This is a genomic window from Pseudomonas thermotolerans DSM 14292 (genome assembly GCF_000364625.1).
In the GTDB taxonomy this organism is placed as follows: domain Bacteria; phylum Pseudomonadota; class Gammaproteobacteria; order Pseudomonadales; family Pseudomonadaceae; genus Aquipseudomonas; species Aquipseudomonas thermotolerans.
The window spans coordinates 1-16312 of sequence record NZ_KB822631.1 but is presented as its reverse complement, the minus strand read 5'-3'; the positions used below and the strand labels follow the sequence as shown (position 1 = coordinate 16312).

12 protein-coding genes and 2 pseudogenes are annotated in these 16312 nt (G+C 66.7%); 3 read left to right on the top strand and 11 right to left on the bottom strand.

The genetic code is table 11. The features are described 5' to 3' along the window. Both H165_RS0117135 and H165_RS0117130 read left to right on the top strand, forming a co-directional pair. Positions 1–154: ATP-binding protein (locus H165_RS0117135; RefSeq protein ID WP_017940064.1), on the top strand; the 154-nt coding region annotated here is incomplete at its 5' end. Positions 155–284: 130 nt separating this feature from the next. Continuing rightward, a pseudogene (locus tag H165_RS0117130) lies at positions 285–1052 on the top strand (substrate binding domain-containing protein); the annotation flags it as partial. A gap of 198 nt (positions 1053–1250) precedes the next feature. On the opposite strand, the gene purU reads toward H165_RS0117130, so the two are convergent. The 6 genes from purU to glyA form a co-directional block, all read right to left on the bottom strand. Continuing rightward, on the bottom strand, positions 1251–2114 hold the full coding sequence (purU, locus tag H165_RS0117125; protein ID WP_017940167.1) for a formyltetrahydrofolate deformylase: 864 nt from the start codon (positions 2112–2114) through the stop codon (positions 1251–1253). 147 nt (positions 2115–2261) lie between these two features. Continuing rightward, entirely contained in the window at positions 2262–2894 is a 633-nt protein-coding gene (locus H165_RS0117120) for a sarcosine oxidase subunit gamma (protein WP_017940166.1), read from the bottom strand. Between the two features lie 62 nt (positions 2895–2956). Beyond that, a complete protein-coding gene (locus H165_RS0117115) occupies positions 2957–5995 on the bottom strand; it encodes a sarcosine oxidase subunit alpha (protein ID WP_017940165.1) in 3039 nt (1012 codons plus the stop codon). Then, complete coding sequence (locus H165_RS0117110; RefSeq protein WP_017940164.1) at positions 5992–6303, bottom strand: sarcosine oxidase subunit delta; 312 nt, start codon at positions 6301–6303, stop codon at positions 5992–5994. Before H165_RS0117110 ends, H165_RS0117115 begins: the two co-directional genes overlap by 4 nt. Positions 6304–6497: 194 nt before the next feature. Next, a complete protein-coding gene (locus H165_RS0117105) occupies positions 6498–7748 on the bottom strand; it encodes a sarcosine oxidase subunit beta family protein (protein ID WP_017940163.1) in 1251 nt (416 codons plus the stop codon). Positions 7749–7775: 27 nt separating this feature from the next. Further along, on the bottom strand, positions 7776–9026 hold the full coding sequence (gene glyA, locus H165_RS0117100; protein WP_017940162.1) for a serine hydroxymethyltransferase: 1251 nt from the start codon (positions 9024–9026) through the stop codon (positions 7776–7778). 377 nt (positions 9027–9403) lie between these two features. On the opposite strand from glyA, the gene H165_RS0117090 reads away from it, so the two are divergent. Then, positions 9404–10423, top strand: coding sequence for a GlxA family transcriptional regulator (locus H165_RS0117090; RefSeq protein WP_017940161.1), 1020 nt, complete (start codon positions 9404–9406; stop codon positions 10421–10423). Between the two features lie 182 nt (positions 10424–10605). Here the strand turns inward: H165_RS0117090 and H165_RS18795 are convergent, their stop codons facing one another. From H165_RS18795 to H165_RS0117065, 5 genes and pseudogenes are all read right to left on the bottom strand, one after another. Then, a complete protein-coding gene (locus H165_RS18795) occupies positions 10606–11706 on the bottom strand; it encodes a purine-cytosine permease family protein (protein ID WP_081609378.1) in 1101 nt (366 codons plus the stop codon). Between the two features lie 10 nt (positions 11707–11716). Beyond that, the gene (locus tag H165_RS0117080) at positions 11717–13060 is read right to left on the bottom strand and encodes an MFS transporter (protein ID WP_017940159.1); all 1344 of its coding nucleotides are present in this window, start codon (positions 13058–13060) and stop codon (positions 11717–11719) included. A 275-nt stretch (positions 13061–13335) separates the two neighbouring features. Further along, positions 13336–14547 (bottom strand): M24 family metallopeptidase, encoded by a 1212-nt coding sequence (locus tag H165_RS0117075; RefSeq protein ID WP_026146702.1) that lies wholly within the window; start codon positions 14545–14547, stop codon positions 13336–13338. Positions 14548–15102: 555 nt separating this feature from the next. Further along, positions 15103–15450, bottom strand: a pseudogene (locus tag H165_RS20295) (helix-turn-helix domain-containing protein); the annotation flags it as partial. Between the two features lie 424 nt (positions 15451–15874). After that, the coding region (locus tag H165_RS0117065; RefSeq protein ID WP_017940156.1) for an L-serine ammonia-lyase, iron-sulfur-dependent, subunit alpha at positions 15875–16312 on the bottom strand (438 nt) is incomplete at its 5' end.

The window sequence follows — 16312 nt, the reverse complement described above, 5'->3', positions numbered from 1 at the left end:
GCCCGTGGACAACTGGCACGAACTGATCGGCGATCCAACCCTGGCCGACGCCATCCTCGACCGCCTGGTGCACAACGCCTACCGGATCAACCTCAAGGGCGAATCGATGAGAAAGCGGGTGAAGAAATTGACGACACCGGGCACCTCAGACTAACAATGCAACCCCTGCGTCGCTGCGCTCCGACTGCCCGGCCGGATGGCCGTGGAACAGGTGGCCAGATGGCCGTGGAATGCCTGGCCAGATGAGAGCGGACTGGGTGGCCGGATGGCGTGGAATCCGCAGGCTGGCCTTCGCCGAACGGGCCCGGCGCATCCTCGCCGAGCTGCACCTGGCCCGGGCCGAGGCGGTCTCCCTGAGCAGCGCACCCGAGGGCCTGATCCGCATCGACGCGCCCTCGCCCTTCGGCCGCCGCCATCTGGGCCCGGCGATCGCCGAGTTCCTGCGCGCCAACCCGGGCCTCGACGTCCAGCTGCGGCTGATCGACAGCTTCACCGACCTGGAAGGCGAGCACCTCGGCGAGGTGGACATCGTGGTGCGCATCGGCCCGCTCCCGGACCGCCGCCTGGTGGCCACCCCGCTGGCCTCCATGACCCGCATCGTCTGCGCCAGCCCCGATTACCTGCGCCGCCACGGCATTCCGCGCAGCCCACTGGAGCTGGAAGAGCACCATGGCCTCGACTGGGACAGTCTGGCACCGCCCTACGCCTGGCGCTTCGAAGTGGACGGCCGGCTGCAGCTGTGCAAGCCCCGGCGCATGCGGGAGACCAGCAACAACGCCGAGACCCTGCTGTTCAGCGCCCTCGCCGGCCTGGGCATCGCCCACCTGCCGACCTGGCTGATCGGCGAGCACCTGCTGCGCGGCGAGCTGCTGCCACTGTTCTGCGAGAACGGCCTGCCGCCAGCGGAACCGTCCAGCATCTACGCGCTGCGCCTGGAGCGCGAAGCCAGCCCGCGCACCCGCCTGCTGCTCGGCTTTCTCAAGCAGCGCTTCGGCTTTCCGCCGCCCTGGGACCAGGCCCTGCAGGCCGGTCTGGACGCGGCCCGGCAGTGATCGCAAGGCCATAAAAAGAGGAGCCCGCAGGCTCCTCGAAGTAACACCGTGGGCTGTCCTCCACGGTGGCGTGGGTCGGGTCAGGTGACGTTGCGGGTCGCCAGCCGTACGGCGCGTCATCCGGGCCGCTCACCTGAATCAGCCACGATTGTATTGCATCGGCGGCGTCCGGCCAGGGGTGAGCCGGCGCGTTCGGGGTCAGGGGTTGAGCACCACGGTGCGGTTGGCGTTGAGGAACACCCGGCGCTCCAGGTGGTAGCCGACGGCCCGGGCCAGGGTCAGGCACTCGATGTCACGGCCCTTGGCGATCAGATCCTCGGGATAGTGGGCGTGGTCCACCGGCTCGCCGCCCTGGGCGATGATCGGCCCCTCGTCCAGGTCGTTGTTGATGTAGTGGGCGGTGGCGCCGACCAGCTTGACGCCCTTCTGGTAGGCCTGGTGATAGGGCTTGGCGCCCTTGAAACCGGGCAGCAGCGAGTGGTGGATGTTGATCGCCCAGCCGTCCAGCCGGCGACAGAGTTCCGGCGACAGCACCTGCATGTAACGGGCCAGCACCACCAGTTCGGCGCCGGTTTCCTCGATCACCGCCAGCACCTGACGCTCCTGGGTGGCCTTGTTGGTCGGGTCGATGGGGAAATGGTGGTAGGGAATGCCGTGCCAGCGGGCCAGCGGCTCCAAATCCGGGTGGTTGGAGATCACCGCCACCACGTCCATCGGCAGCTGGCCAATGCGCTGGCGGTACAGCAGGTCGTTCAGACAGTGGTCGGCCTTGGAGACCATGATCACCACCCTGGCCCGGTAGCCCGGCGGGGTCAGCTCGACCTGCATGCCGAAGGGCGCCAGGCGCTCCTCCAGCCCGGCGCGGAAGCCCGCCTCGTCGAAGCCCTCCGGCTGTCGGAACTCGACGCGGATGAAGAAGCGCCCGGACAGCCGGTCGTCGAACGAATGATGCTCGGTGACGTAGCAGCGCTGCTCGAACAGAAAGCGCGTCACCGCATCCACGGTGCCCAGCACGCTCGGGCACTGGGCGCTGAGAATCCAGGTATCGGGGCTCCGGCTCATGCTCTATGCCTCCTGTCTGCAGGTTGAAGGGCTCCCCATGCCGCTCCGCGGGCGGGGCTCGACCTGCCCCGGCCCGCGCCCGTTGCGGGCCAGGCGCCGGGTGCAGGAGCAACCCCGCACCCGGAAGAGGCCGCAGGGGCGTGCGGCTCAGGCCTGGATGGCCAGGCCGAACTCCGCGCTGGCGTCCTGCAGCCACAGCCAGACGTAGTCGGCGAAGCTGCGGCGCACCAGCAGTTCCCAGGTGTCTTCGGAAACGTGGCGGATCACCAGCTGGGTCTTGGCGAAGGTGCTGCCCACCGCCTTGCCCACCGGAAAGTTCAGCGGGTGCACGTCGTACGGGGTGGACTTCATCAGCACTTCGCGAGCCTTGGGACCGCTCAGTTCCAGCAGGGTCTGCCCGCCGCTGACGTTCACCACCGAGATGTGCTGCCCAACCAGGGCTTCGCGCAGACGCTGCTCGGCGGCGAATTCCTCGCCACTCGGCACGATCAGCAGCCATTCGTCCGGGCCCAACCACTGCAGCGAGGTCTCGCCGCGCGCCACCAGGGTCAGCGCCACCGGCAGCTCCAGGCCCAGGGCCCGATGCACCCCGGCGGCGAAGGCCGGGTCCTTGGCATTGCCGCGCAGGACCAGGTGGCCCAGCAGCTTCTTCTCGCGCAGGCGCACCCCGGCCTGCGGGCTGCCCTTGCCGGCCAGCTCGTCGAGGCCGGCGTGGTACAGCGGCGACTCCGCGCGGGCCGCGCCGTTCGGGCGTTGTTGATACACGTTCACTGCGGTCATGGTTCACCTGCCTGGGGCGCTCGGGCGCCCCCTGTATTCCTTCGATTCGGCTCGCGCCGGCCTCATACGTTCTGGCGTTCGCCCTTCGGGTCGTAGAACACCGAGCTGCAGATCTCCGCCTCGATCACGCTGCCGTCGGCCAGCGGCGCGAAGACCCGCTCGCCCATGCGCTTGAGGCCGCCCTTGACCAGCGCCAGGGCGATGGAGCAGCCCAGCGCCGCGCTCCTGTAGCTGGAGGTGACGTGGCCGACCATCTGCATGGGGATCGACTGCCTGGGATCGAACACCAGCTGGGCCCCTTCCGGCAGCACCTGGTTGGGGTTGACCGGCTTCAGGCCGACCAGTTGCTTGCGGTCCTCGCGCAGGCAGTCCGCGCGGTTCATGCCGCGCCGGCCGATCCACGAGAACGGCTTGTTGCGGCCCACGCACCAGCCCATGTTGAGGTCGTCCGGGGTCACCGAGCCATCGGTGTCCTGGCCGACGATGATGAAACCCTTCTCGGCGCGCAGGACGTGCATGGTCTCGGTGCCGTAGGGAGTCAGGCCGTAGCGCTGGCCCGCCTCGATCAGTTGCTCCCAGACGCCCATGGCGTAGTCGGCCTGGACGTTGATCTCGTAGGACAGCTCGCCGGTGAAGGAGATGCGGAACACCCGCGCCGGCACGCCGCCCACCTGGCCCTCCTTCCAGCTCATGAACGGGAAGGCTTCGTTGCTCAGGTCGATGTCGGTCACCTCGGCGAGCAGCTTCCGGCTGTTCGGCCCAGACAGGGTCATGGTCGCCCAGTGGTCGGTGACCGAGGTGAAGTACACCTTCAGCTCCGGCCATTCGGTCTGGTGATACAGCTCCAGCCACTCCAGCACGCGCGCCGCGCCGCCGGTGGTGGTGGTCATCAGGAAATGGTTGTCGCCGAGACAGGCGGTGACGCCGTCGTCGAAGACCATGCCGTCTTCCTTGCACATCAGACCGTAGCGGGCCTTGCCCACGTCCAGCTTGGTCCAGGCGTTGGTGTACACGCGGTTGAGGAACTCGCGGGCATCCGGCCCCTGGATGTCGATCTTGCCCAGGGTGGAAGCGTCGAGGATGCCCACCGCGTTGCGCACCGCCAGGCACTCGCGGGCCACCGCGGCGTGCATGTCCTCACCCGGTTTCGGGAAGTACCAGGGGCGCTTCCACTGGCCGACGTCCTCGAACTCGGCGCCATTCTCCAGGTGCCAGCGGTGCAGCGCGGTGTAGCGCTTGGGCTCGAACAGATGGCCGCAGTGGCGGCCGGTCACCGCGCCGAAGGTCACCGGGGTGTAGTTCGGGCGGAACATGGTGGTTCCCATCTGCGGGATGCTGATCCCCAGCGCCCGCGCGGCGATGGCCAGGCCGTTGATGTTGCCCAGCTTGCCCTGATCCGTGCCGAAGCCCAGGGCAGTGTAACGCTTGACGTGCTCGACCGACTCGAAGCCCTCGCGTACCGCCAGCTCGATGCCGGCGGCGGTGACGTCGTTCTGCAGGTCGACGAACTGCTTGGGCGCCCGCGAGGTGGGCTTGTCGTGCGGTACCAGGAACAGCGCCACGGTCGCTTCCTCGCGGCGCGCCTCGGCCTTCGGCAGACTGCCGTCGACCGCCTTGAAGCCGGCCTCCTCGGCCGCCTGGGCACCGGCCCGGTAGCCATCGGTGAGCACCTCGCCGAGGCTGAACACGCCGTTCACCGCGCCGGCATCGATGCGCAGCTGCACGCCATTGCCCGGACCGGGGACGAAGGCCAGGATGTCCTCGCGCCACTGCGGACGGCCACCGAGGTGCGAAGCCAGGTGCACCACCGGGCTGTAGCCGCCGGAGCTGGCGATCAGGTCACAGTCGATGCGCTCGCCGGTGCCGACCACCTTGCCGGCCTGGGCGTCGATGGCGCAGATCCGCGCGCCGCTGACCCGCTTGCTGCCCAGGCATTCCACCACCGCGCTGCCAGTGAGGATGCGCACGCCGCGGCGGCGCGCCTCGTTGACCCAGTCGCCCTGCGGGTTGCTGCGCGCATCGGCGACCGCGGCCACTTCCAGGCCGGCGTCCAGCCAGTCGAGCACCACGCGGTAGGCGTAGTCGTTGTTGGTGGACAGCACCAGGCGACGGCCCGGGGCCACCGCGTAGCGGCGCAGGTAGGTGGACACCGCGCCAGCCAACATGTTGCCCGGCACGTCGTTGTTGGCGTAGACCAGCGGTCGCTCATGGGCGCCGGTGGCCAGCACCACACGCTTGGCGCGCACGCGGTGGATGCGCTGGCGGGCCTGGCGTACGCCGTTGGCGCCCAGCGGCGCCACTTCGCCGAGGTGGTCGGTGAGGCGCTGGTGGATGGTCAGGAAGTTGTGGTCGTGGTAGCCGTTCACCGTGGCGCGCGGCAGCAGGGTCACTTCCGGCATCTTCTCCAGCTCGGCGAGAGCCTTGGCCACCCACTCGGCGGCCGGCTGGCCGTCCAGGGTCTCGCGGGTATCCAGCAGGCTGCCGCCGAATTCCTCCTGCTCGTCCGCGAGGATCACCCGCGCGCCGCTGCGTGCGGCGGCCAGCGCGGCAGCCAGACCGGCCGGGCCGGCGCCGACCACCAGCACGTCGCAGTGTCGGTTGACATGGTCGTAGATGTCCGGGTCCCTCTCGGTGGGCGCCCGGCCCAGGCCCGCGGCCTTGCGGATGTACTTCTCGTAGGTCAGCCAGAGGCTCTGCGGGTACATGAAGGTCTTGTAGTAGAAGCCCGGCGGCATCAGCTTGCCGCCGACCTTGCCGACCAGCGCCATGAGGTCGGTATCGACGCTCGGCCAGCCGTTGGTGCTGCGCGCCACCAGGCCGTTGAACAGCGCCTGCTGGGTGGCCCGCACGTTGGGCACCTGGGCGGCCTCGCAGGAACCCAGCTGCAGCACGGCATTGGGCTCCTCGGCACCGGCGGCGACGATGCCGCGCGGCCGCGAGTACTTGAAGCTGCGGCCGACCACGTCGACGCCGTTGGCCAGCAGCGCGGCGGCCAGGGTGTCGCCGGCGTAGCCTTGGTAGGTCTGGCCGTTGAAGGTGAAGGTCAGGGGCTGGCTGCGGTCGATGCGGCCGCCGCCGGGGAGACGATTGACCTGGCTCATGCCGGTACTCCTTGTTCGACGGCCTTCTTCTCGGATACGCCGGGACGCTCGCCGATCTTGTAGGTTTCCAGAATCTCGTAGGTCACCGTGTGGCGGGTGACGTTGAAGTACTTGCGGCAGCCCGCCGAATGCACCCACAGCTCGTGGTGCAGGCCGCGCGGGTTGTCGCGGAAGAACATGTATTCGCCCCACTCCTCGTCGGTGCAGGCATCCGGATCCAGCGGACGGGCGATGTGCGCCTGGCCCTTGGCATGGAATTCCTCTTCGGAGCGCTGTTCTCCGCAATGGGGACAGAAGATGTGCAGCATGGTTGGGGCCTCCTGGTACTTCGTCCCCTCTCCCGCTCGGGACAGGGGTTAGCAATTGGTTCGTTGCGCCCCTCCTGGAAGAGGGGCTTCAGGTGAAGGCCGCGGTGCTCGCCGCCAACAGCCTCACCCGGCCCGGCGGGCCGGTTTCCTCCACGTGCGCGCGAGGCTCACTCGACGCCTTCCTTCGCGCGTCCTCAGTGCGCCACCGCCGCGGCGCCGTGCTCGTCGATCAGCGCGCCGGTGTAGAAGCGCTCGATGGAGAACGGCTGAGCCAGCGGATGCATCTCGCCGCGCGCCAGGCTGGCGGCGAACACATGGCCCGAGCCGGGGGTGGCCTTGAAGCCGCCGGTACCCCAGCCGCAGTTGAAGTACAGGTTCTTCACCGGAGTCTTGGAGATGATCGGGCAGGCGTCCGGGGTGGTATCCACGATGCCGCCCCACTGGCGGTTCATGCGCACCCGGGAGAGCACCGGGAACATTTCCACGATGGCCTGCAAGGTGTGTTCGATGGTGGTGTAGGAGCCGCGCTGGCCGTAGCCGTTGTAGCCGTCGATGCCGGCGCCGATGACCAGGTCGCCCTTGTCCGACTGGCTGATGTAGCCGTGCACGGCGTTGGACATGATCACGCTGTGGATGATCGGCTTGATCGGCTCGGAGACCAGCGCCTGCAGCGGATGGGATTCCAGCGGCAGACGGAAGCCGGCCAGACGCGCCATGTGCCCGGAGTTGCCGGCAGTGACCACACCGACGCGCCGCGCGCCGATGAAGCCCCTGGTGGTCTCCACGCCGATCACCGCGCCGTTTTGCTTGCGGAAACCGATCACCTCGGTGTTCTGGATGAGGTCCACGCCCAGGGCATCGGCGGCGCGGGCGAAGCCCCAGGCCACCGCGTCGTGGCGAGCCACGCCGCCGCGGCGCTGCACGGTGGAGCCGAGAATCGGGTAGCGGGTGTTCTTGCTGCAATCGAGGTAGGGAATCTCCTCGGCCACCTGCTTGGCATCCAGCAGCTCGCCGTCGATGCCGTTGAGACGGTTGGCGCTGACCCGGCGCTCGGCGTCACGCATGTCCTGCAGAGTGTGGCAGAGGTTGTAGACCCCGCGCGCCGAGTACATGACGTTGTAGTTGAGATCCTGGGACAGCCCCTCCCACAGCTTCATGGCGTGCTCGTAGAGGTGCGCCGCCTCGTCCCACAGGTAGTTGGAACGCACGATGGTGGTGTTGCGCGCGGTGTTGCCGCCGCCCAGCCAGCCCTTCTCCACCACCGCGACGTTCTTCACGCCGAACTCCTTGGCCAGGTAGTACGCGGTAGCCAGACCGTGACCGCCGCCGCCGACGATCACCACGTCGTAGACGGGTTTCGGCGTCGGGTTACGCCACATGCGCTGCCAGTTCTCGTGGTGGCTGAGGGAGTGCTTGAACAGACCGAAGCCGGAAAAACGTTGCATGGAAGTGCTCCTGAAAGTCTGTTGTGTTCAGCGGTAGACCGGGTAGTCCGCGCACAGCCCGGCCACCTGCACGGCCACCCGCGCCTCGACGTCGGCATCGCCGATGTGATCGAGGATGTCGCAGATCCAGCCGGCCAGTTCCGCGCTCTGCGCCTCCTTGAGGCCACGAGTGGTGATCGCCGGGGTGCCGATGCGCAGGCCGGAGGTCACGAAGGGGCTCTGCGGGTCGTTGGGCACGGCGTTCTTGTTCACCGTGATGCCGGCGCGGCCGAGAGCCTCGTCGGCCTCCTTGCCAGTCAGCCCCTGCTTGATCAGGCTGACCAGGAACAGGTGGTTGTCGGTACCGCCGGAGACCACGTCATAGCCGCGCTCGATGAACACCCTGGCCATGGCCTGGGCGTTCTTGATCACCTGCTGCTGGTACTCCTTGAAGCCCGGCTCCAGCGCCTCCTTGAAGCACACCGCCTTGGCGGCGATCACGTGCATCAGCGGGCCGCCCTGGGCACCCGGGAACACCGCGGCATTGAGCTTCTTCTCGATCTCCTCGTTCTTGCGGGCGAGGATCAGGCCGCCGCGCGGACCGCGCAGGGTCTTGTGGGTGGTGGTGGTGACCACGTCCGCATAGGGCAGCGGATTCGGGTACAGGCCCGCCGCCACCAGGCCAGCCACGTGGGCCATGTCGACGAACAGGTAGGCCCCGACCTTGTCGGCGATGGCGCGGAAGCGCGGAAAGTCGAGGGTCTTGGAGTAGGCGGAGAAGCCGGCAACGATCAGCTTCGGCTTGTGCTCGACGGCCAGACGTTCCACTTCGTCGTAGTCGATCAGGCCGTTGGCGTCGATGCCGTACTGCACGGCGTTGTACAGCTTGCCGGAGGAACTGACCTTGGCGCCGTGGGTCAGGTGGCCGCCGTGGGCCAGGCTCATGCCGAGGATGGTGTCGCCCGGGTTCAGCAGCGCCAGGTAGACGGCGGCGTTGGCCTGGGAGCCGGAGTGCGGCTGGACGTTGGCATAGTCGGCGCCGAACAGTTGCTTGGCGCGCTCGATGGCGATGCGCTCCACCTTGTCCACGTACTCGCAGCCGCCGTAGTAGCGCTTGCCCGGATAGCCTTCGGCGTACTTGTTGGTCAGGCCGCTGCCCTGGGCTTCCATCACGCGCTTGCTGGTGTAGTTTTCCGAGGCGATCAGCTCGATGTGGTCTTCCTGACGGCGCTCTTCTTCCTGCATCGCGCTGAACAGTTCGTCGTCATAACCCTGGATCTGGTCTTGCTTGCTGAACATCGATGATCTCCTGCGACAACCCACTGTCGTCTCTGTTGTTTTGGGGTCCGGCACCTGCCGCTGCATTACGGTCGGTACCAGCCTGTTGCGGCCGATTGTGCGAGTTAGTCCGACACCCCGTTTGCCTGTTTGCGACGTGTAAATGCCCAAACTTGCCCACGCCGCTGACGAAAAGCGTTCGATTAACGAAGCGCACCCCGCCAACCCGCCAAAGGTGCGCCGGAACGCCGCTGATGCAGGGCTGGAATGGGTGTAAGCTGGGCCCCGGCGCAGACTAGCTCCCGCGCCCCAGAACAAGAAAAGACAGAACTGCACTCCGACTGCTGTCTCAACGCGAATACCCAAAAACGACAGTCGATGCTGTGGAGGAAAAACCAATGGCTGTTGCGAAATTTGCGGCGCCACCCGTCGACGAGATCCAGGGCCAATCCCGGCCCAACGCAGTGAAGACCTTCGGTTTCCTGCTGATCCCCAACTTCACCACCATTGGCTTCGCGTCGGCGATCGAGACCCTGCGCATGGCCAACCTGGCCGCCAAGCGCCCCCTGTTCCGTACCCTGCTGATCGCTGCCGACCACGAGCCGGTGCAGGCCAGCAACGGCATGCGCGTGGTCCCCGACTACAGCCTTGAGGATGCCCCCGCGCTGGACGCCCTGTTCGTCGTCGGCTCCAACCCCATGCCGCTCCGCTATGACCGCCGCCTGCTCAACTGGGTGCGCAAGCTGGCCCAGCACGACGTGGCGCTGGGCGGCATCTGCACCGGCAGCCACCTGCTGGCCAGCGCCGAACTGCTCAAGGGCTATCGCTGCACGGTGCACTGGGAAGACATCGAGCACGTGAAGGACAAGTTCCCCGGCATTGTCATTTCCAACCAGCTGTTCGAGCTGGACCGCGACCGCTACACCTGCTCCGGCGGCACCGCGTCCATGGACATGACCCTGCAGCTGATCGCCCGCGAGCCGGGCGGCGTGGAAATCGCCACCCGCGCCGCCGAGCTGCTGCTTTGCGACCGCATGCGCGGCGCCCGCGAACAGCAGCGCGTGCCCCTGCGGCAGAAACTCGGCCACGCCCAGCCGAAGCTGAGCCAGATCGTCGCGATCATGGAAGCCAACCTGGAAGAACCGCTGGAACTGGAAGAACTGGCGCAGCTCAACGAGGTATCGGTGCGCCAGCTGGAGCGGCTGTTCCACAAGTACCTGGACCGCACGCCCAGCCAGTACTACCTGGAACTGCGCCTGAACCGCGCCCGCGACCTGCTGCTGCGCAGCGAATCGCAGGTCCGCGACATCGCCCTGGCCTGCGGCTTCGCCTCCCCGGCGCACTTCTCCAAGTGCTACAGCCGCTTCTTCGGCCATTCACCACGGAGCGAGCGCAAGCAGAGTCCATTGCACGTCTGAGACGCCGCCTCCGTCTGGGGGGGCGGCTTCGCCGCCAATCGCGAATGAATTCGCTCCTACAAGGTACGGTGCCATCTGGACACTCCGTTTGTGGGAGCGAATTCATTCGAGAAGTGGGAACCCAAACAAAAACGCCGCCCTCCTCCCGGAAAGCGGCGTTTTTCGTCGACGGCTCCTACGAATCAGGCGCCCCGTTCGAGACTCCCGCTCAGGGCCACCGCCGGCTTCTTCGCCAGCAGCCAGTAGCACAGGCCCGACACCAGGATCGCCGGGAAGCTCGCGGTGATCTGCGCTGCCACATCCTTGAAGACATGAGCCAGCAGGAAGTACACCGCGAACCCGGCCACCAGGGAGAAGATGCCCGCGGCGTTCCAGCCATTGGCCCCGTAGTAGGCGCCGCCGGCTTCGCTGAACAGATCACGGTCGGACAGGCGCTTGCCGCGTACGCAGAAGTAGTCCACCAGGATGATGGTCCAGAGCGGGATGAAGATGCCGCCGATCACGCCCAGGAAGGTCTCGAAGTAGTGCAGGAAGGAATCGAAGCCCATGGGCACGAAGCACAGCACCAGTTGCAGCACGACGATGATCGACAGCGCCTTCTTCGGCGTCAGGCCCTTGAAGGCGCCCAGCAGGCCCATGCCCGAGCCGTAGAGCACGGTGACGTTGGTGCTCACGGTGGCGAAGATCAGCACCAGGAACGACACCATGCCAAGGCCCAGGGTGGCCAGGGTGGAGCTGGGGTCGGAGTTGTTCGGGTCGACAAAACCGCTCTGCAGCGCCACGCCGATGGCGCCGACGGCACCGACGACCATGAACCAGCCCTGGCCGATGTTCAGCCCCAGCCAGCTGCCCACGCTGGCCGCCGTGCCAGTCTTGGAGAAGCGCGAGAAATCCGCCACCTGCGCCCAGGTCCAGGAGAAGCCGAAAGCCAGGTCGATGAAGAAGGCCACGCTGTGGGTCGGGGTCGCCACCTTGAAGTCCATGATCTGCTTCACGTCCCATTGGGACAGCACCACATGGGTCACCCAGGCTCCCAGCACCAGCAGGAGGATGCCGGCGATGCGCTCCAGGTAGCGGATCGCCTCGTGGCCGAGGAAGGTGATCACGCCCTGGGCGACGGCGGTCAGCAGGATGCCGAAGACCATCGGCCAGGTGGAACCCGGCTGGCCGAACACCGGCCAGCCGAATGCCGCACCGAACACATGGCTGAGGGAGATGGCGGCGATGAAGCTGTTCACGCTGGGCCAGCCGATCAGCACCAGGAACTGCGCCACGCCGGTCAGGCGCGAGCCCTCAGTCGTCAGCCAGGGCCCCGCGGGCCGTCTCGCGGGTGCAGAGCATCGCCACCAGCGCTACCACCGCCGCGATCACCAGCATCCAGGCCGGGGCCAGCTTGTCGCCGGTCTGGCTGATCAGCCAGGTGGCGATGAAGGGCGCGGTACCGCCGAACAGGGCGTTGGCCGTGTTGAAGCTGAAGGCGAAGCCGCTGTAGCGCACCCGCGTCGGGAATACCTCGGCGAGGAAACACGGCAGGGTGCTGTCATTGATCGCCAGCATCAGGCCGAAGGCGATCTGGATCGCCAGGATGAAGGCGAAGGCCTGCCCTTCCAGCATCCCGAATAGCGGCATGGTGAGGCCGATGAACAGCATGGAGGCAGCAATCAGCATGGTCTTGCGGCCGAAGCGGTCCGACAGCTTGCCCATCAGGAAGATGAAGCCGATGTAGGTGGCCAGGGACACGGTGGAGGCCAGGAAGGAATCGGTTTCATTCATGCCCAGCTCGGCGGAGAGATAGGTCGGCATGTAGCTGAGGATCAGGTAGAAGGCCACCGCGTTGAGGCAGGTGACGCCAATGGCCACCAGCACCTTCTTGCGATGCACGCCCAGCAGCTCGCGGATCGGCACCTTGTGCTCGGCTTCCTTCTTCTCCATGGCCTGTTCCATTTCTCGGAATTTGGGCGTGTCCTGCAGGTGCAGGCGGATGTAGCGGCCGATCAGCCCCAGCGGCGCCGCCAGCAGGAACGGAATGCGCCAGCCCCAGCTGTGCAGCTGTTCGGAGTCCAGCTGCGAGTAGAGCAACGCGGCGAACAGCGAACCGAACAACAGCCCCGCCGCCGTACTCGCTGGCACCAGGCAGGTGTAGAAGCCGCGCTTGTTGTCCGGTGCGTATTCGGCGAGGAAGGCCGCCGCGCCGGCGTATTCCCCCGAGGCGGAAAAGCCCTGCACCAGGCGGATCAGGAGCAGCAGCAACGGCGCCAGCATGCCCACCTGGGCGTAGGTCGGCAGCAGCGCGATGCAGAAGGTGGCGCCGGACATGATGAGGATGGACAGCGACAGCGCATTGCGCCGGCCATAACGGTCACCGATATGGCCCCAGACGATGCCGCCGATGGGGCGGACGATGAAGGAGATCGCGAACACCGCGAAGGTGGCCAGAAGGCCGGCGGTCTTGTCGGTAGCCGGGAAGAATACGACTGCGATTACCGCAGCCAGGTAACCGTAGGCGGCATAGTCGAACCACTCGACGAAGTTGCCCATGAAGCTGGCGGTCGCCGCGCGGCGGAGAGTGCTGCGCTCGCTGCTGGCCATCTGGCTGTCGCTCCGGCCATAGGCCAGGGTCTGGTTGAAAAGGCTCATCGGGCACCCCCTTCACAAGGGACATGCACCTGAATGCCTGGAGTATGGACGGGAGCGTCCCGACCGTCGTTGCAACACACTGAGTCGGCCGCTCCCCGAAGGAGCGTCCCTGAAACAAACCTGACCATCGCCTTTACCTCTGTTGTTGTGGTGATTTCGGCAGCGGGTAGTCAAAGGTCGGCGCGTGCGCGGGGGCTGGCCCCGTGGATGCCGCGCGTCGATTCTTGTTGTGGCCACGGCCCGCGCAGTGTCGGCCTGCGCGGGTGTGGGGTGGGTCATTTGCGGATGATGTTTTTCTCCGGACCGTAGGGGAACCGGGTGATGTTCTCGGCGCCCTGCTCGGTGACGATCAGGATGTCGTGCTCGCGGTAGCCGCCGGCGCCCGGCAGGCCCTCGGGGAGCATGATCATCGGCTCCATGGAGACCACCATGCCCGGCTCCAGCACCGTGTCGATGTCCTCGCGCAGCTCAAGGCCGGCCTCGCGCCCGTAGTAGTGGCTGAGGGTGCCGAAGGAGTGGCCGTAGCCGAAGGTGCGGTATTGCAGCAGGTCGTGTTCCAGGTAGATCTCATTCAGCTCGCGGGCGATGTCGCAGCAGCGCGCGCCGGGCCTGATCAGCTTCAGGCCGGCCTCGTGGACCTTGACGTTGACCTCCCACAGGCGCAGGTGCTCGTCGGAGCAGTGGTCGAGGAACAGGGTGCGCTCAAGCGCGGTGTAGTAGCCGGCAATCATCGGGAAGCAGTTCAGGCTGAGGATGTCGCCCTTGTTCACCTTGCGCGAGGTCACCGGGTTGTGCGCGCCATCGGTGTTGATGCCGGACTGGAACCAGGTCCAGGTGTCCATCAGCTCGCCGTCGGGGAAGCGCTTGGCGATCTCGCGGATCATGGCCTGGGTGGCGTGCAGGGCCACCTCGTATTCCGGCACCTGGTCGTGCAGCGCCTCGACCACCGCGGCGCCGCCGATGTCGGCCACCTGGGCGCCGTGGCGGATGATGGCGTGCTCCTCGGCGGACTTGATCATGCGCATGCGCATGCACGCGGCGGCCACATCCACCAGCTCGGCGTCCGGATAGCGGGCGGCCAGCTTGTCGCGGTTCTGCAGGTTCAGGTGGTCATGCTCGATGCCGATGCGGCGCGCCTTGGGCAGGGCCTGCTGGATGGCGACGAAGTAGTTATCACGCTGCCAGTCGGTGTAGACGATGTTGTCGGTGCCGACAGTGCGGCGCCACGGCTGGCCACCGTCGATGTTGGCGCTGATGCTGATCACCTCGTCCTGGGTCACCACCAGCGCGTAGGGACGGCCGAAGGAGCAGTAGAGGAAGTCAGAGTAATAGTTGATGTTGTGGTACGAGGTGAAGATCGCAGCATCGATATTCTCTGCCGCCAGATGGGCGCGCAGCCTGGCTTGGCGATTGGCGTATTCCTGGGCGGAGAAGGTGGACTTGACCTTGTCGCCGTTACGGATGCGGAGCGTCTTGGGCATTTGCATGACGGTGAACCCTTGTTGTTTTCCAGTGACTCGACTCACCGGGCTGGTGGGCCGTTGGAAAGCATTGCAACAGAAGCCCCCCGCCATTTTTTGTACGAATCCGACCCCAAGTTGGTCAGATCCGCTGGGGTGGCTTGGTTGCGATCCGAGGTGTCTTTGATGACTGCGAGCGGGGGATTGGGCACCCTCACCCCCGGCCCCTCTCCCGCAGGGAGAGGGGTGACTCAGGCTGGATGCGACGTGCCAAGCGCGCACGGACTGTCCTCTCTCCCTCTGGGATAGGGTTGGGGTGAGGGAAGGTGGGCTGAATAGGATTTCCATAGCAGGCACAGTCCGCTTTTTACTGTGGGGGCGAATTCATTCGCTAAGCAGGCCGCAGGTCTGCCCAAGAGGTCGACCGGGGCAGCTGCGCTGCCCATAGCGAATGAATTCGCCCCCACAAGGGAAAGGCCCAACACCGTACCCACAAAAAAACAGGCCCGGACCGTGCTGCCAGGCACGGGCGGGCCCGAAGTGGTGCCAGCGGATTCAGTGCATCGCGGCGCGGCAGAGCTGCGGTTTGTCCAGCCGTTCGTTGCTGGGCGGAATGCCGAAATGCTCGCGGTAGCACTTGGAGAAATTCTGCGGGGAGAGGAAGCCGCAACCGGAGGCCACCTGCACCACCGGCAGCGCGGTCTGGCGCAGGAGCTGGCGAGCGCGCAGCAGGCGCAGCTTCAGGTAATAGCGTGACGGCGAGCAGTGCAGGTATTTCTGGAACAGCCTTTCCAGCTGGCGGCGCGACAGCTCGATGAAGCTGGCCAGGTCATCCAGTTCGATGGGTTCTTCCAGATTGGCCTCCATCAGGGCGATCACTTCCTGCAACTTGGGCTGGGCGCTGGCCAGCGCTTCGCGCAGGGTCATCCGGCTGGCCCAGGCCGGGACGCTTTCGCTGCACGGAAGCAGACCCGCCTCGACCAGCAGCGCGCGGGCGGACTCCAGCGCGCCCAGCTTCACCCCGCGCTCAGCCAGGTCGCGAAGTTGCGTGAGCAAGCCGGCGTGAGCGAGCGGAGCGCTGTCGCCGCCGCAAAGAATCAATGAGTCCAATCCACTGGCCTCGGCAAGGCTGCCTTCGGGCGTCAGCTGCATGCCGTTGCCGGCGCGCACCGGGTTGCCGTCGCACGTCAGGATGCACCAGCGATAACGGCCCGCTCCGGACTGCTGGTTGGCCAGGCGCAAAGGCTCCAGGGCGCCGGCGAGGGCGATCAGGCTGAATGCGTCGAGCAGCAGGAAACCGACGGATTCGAGGCGCTGCTGCGGTAGGCGGTGGGCTTGGCAGGCAGTCATGGCATCAGCACTCCACCGCACTCACGGCCAGGCCACCGCGCGAGGTTTCCTTGTACTTGTCGTGCATGTCTGCACCGGTATCGCGCATGGTGCGGATCACCTGGTCCAGGGAGATGAAGTGCTCGCCGTCGCCGCGCAGGGCCATCTGCGCGGCATTGATGGCCTTCACCGCGGCTATGGCGTTGCGCTCGATGCAGGGCACCTGAACCAGCCCACCCACCGGGTCGCAGGTCAGGCCCAGGTTGTGCTCCAGGCCGATCTCCGCGGCATTCTCCACCTGCTGCGGGGTACCGCCGAGCACTTCGGCCAGGCCCGCCGCGGCCATGGCGCAGGCCGAACCCACCTCCCCCTGGCAGCCCACCTCGGCACCGGAGATGGAGGCGTTCTTCTTGCAGAGGATGCCCACCGCCGCCGCCCCCAGGAAGAAACGCACCACGTCGTC

Coding starts and splice junctions, on each gene's coding strand:
- purU (WP_017940167.1), bottom strand. CDS start 2,114: ATGAGCCGGAGCCCCGATACCTGGATTCTCAGCGCCCAGTGCCCGAGC.
- H165_RS0117120 (WP_017940166.1), bottom strand. CDS start 2,894: ATGACCGCAGTGAACGTGTATCAACAACGCCCGAACGGCGCGGCCCGC.
- H165_RS0117115 (WP_017940165.1), bottom strand. CDS start 5,995: ATGAGCCAGGTCAATCGTCTCCCCGGCGGCGGCCGCATCGACCGCAGC.
- H165_RS0117110 (WP_017940164.1), bottom strand. CDS start 6,303: ATGCTGCACATCTTCTGTCCCCATTGCGGAGAACAGCGCTCCGAAGAG.
- H165_RS0117105 (WP_017940163.1), bottom strand. CDS start 7,748: ATGCAACGTTTTTCCGGCTTCGGTCTGTTCAAGCACTCCCTCAGCCAC.
- glyA (WP_017940162.1), bottom strand. CDS start 9,026: ATGTTCAGCAAGCAAGACCAGATCCAGGGTTATGACGACGAACTGTTC.
- H165_RS0117090 (WP_017940161.1), top strand. CDS start 9,404: ATGGCTGTTGCGAAATTTGCGGCGCCACCCGTCGACGAGATCCAGGGC.
- H165_RS0117080 (WP_017940159.1), bottom strand. CDS start 13,060: ATGAGCCTTTTCAACCAGACCCTGGCCTATGGCCGGAGCGACAGCCAG.
- H165_RS0117075 (WP_026146702.1), bottom strand. CDS start 14,547: ATGCAAATGCCCAAGACGCTCCGCATCCGTAACGGCGACAAGGTCAAG.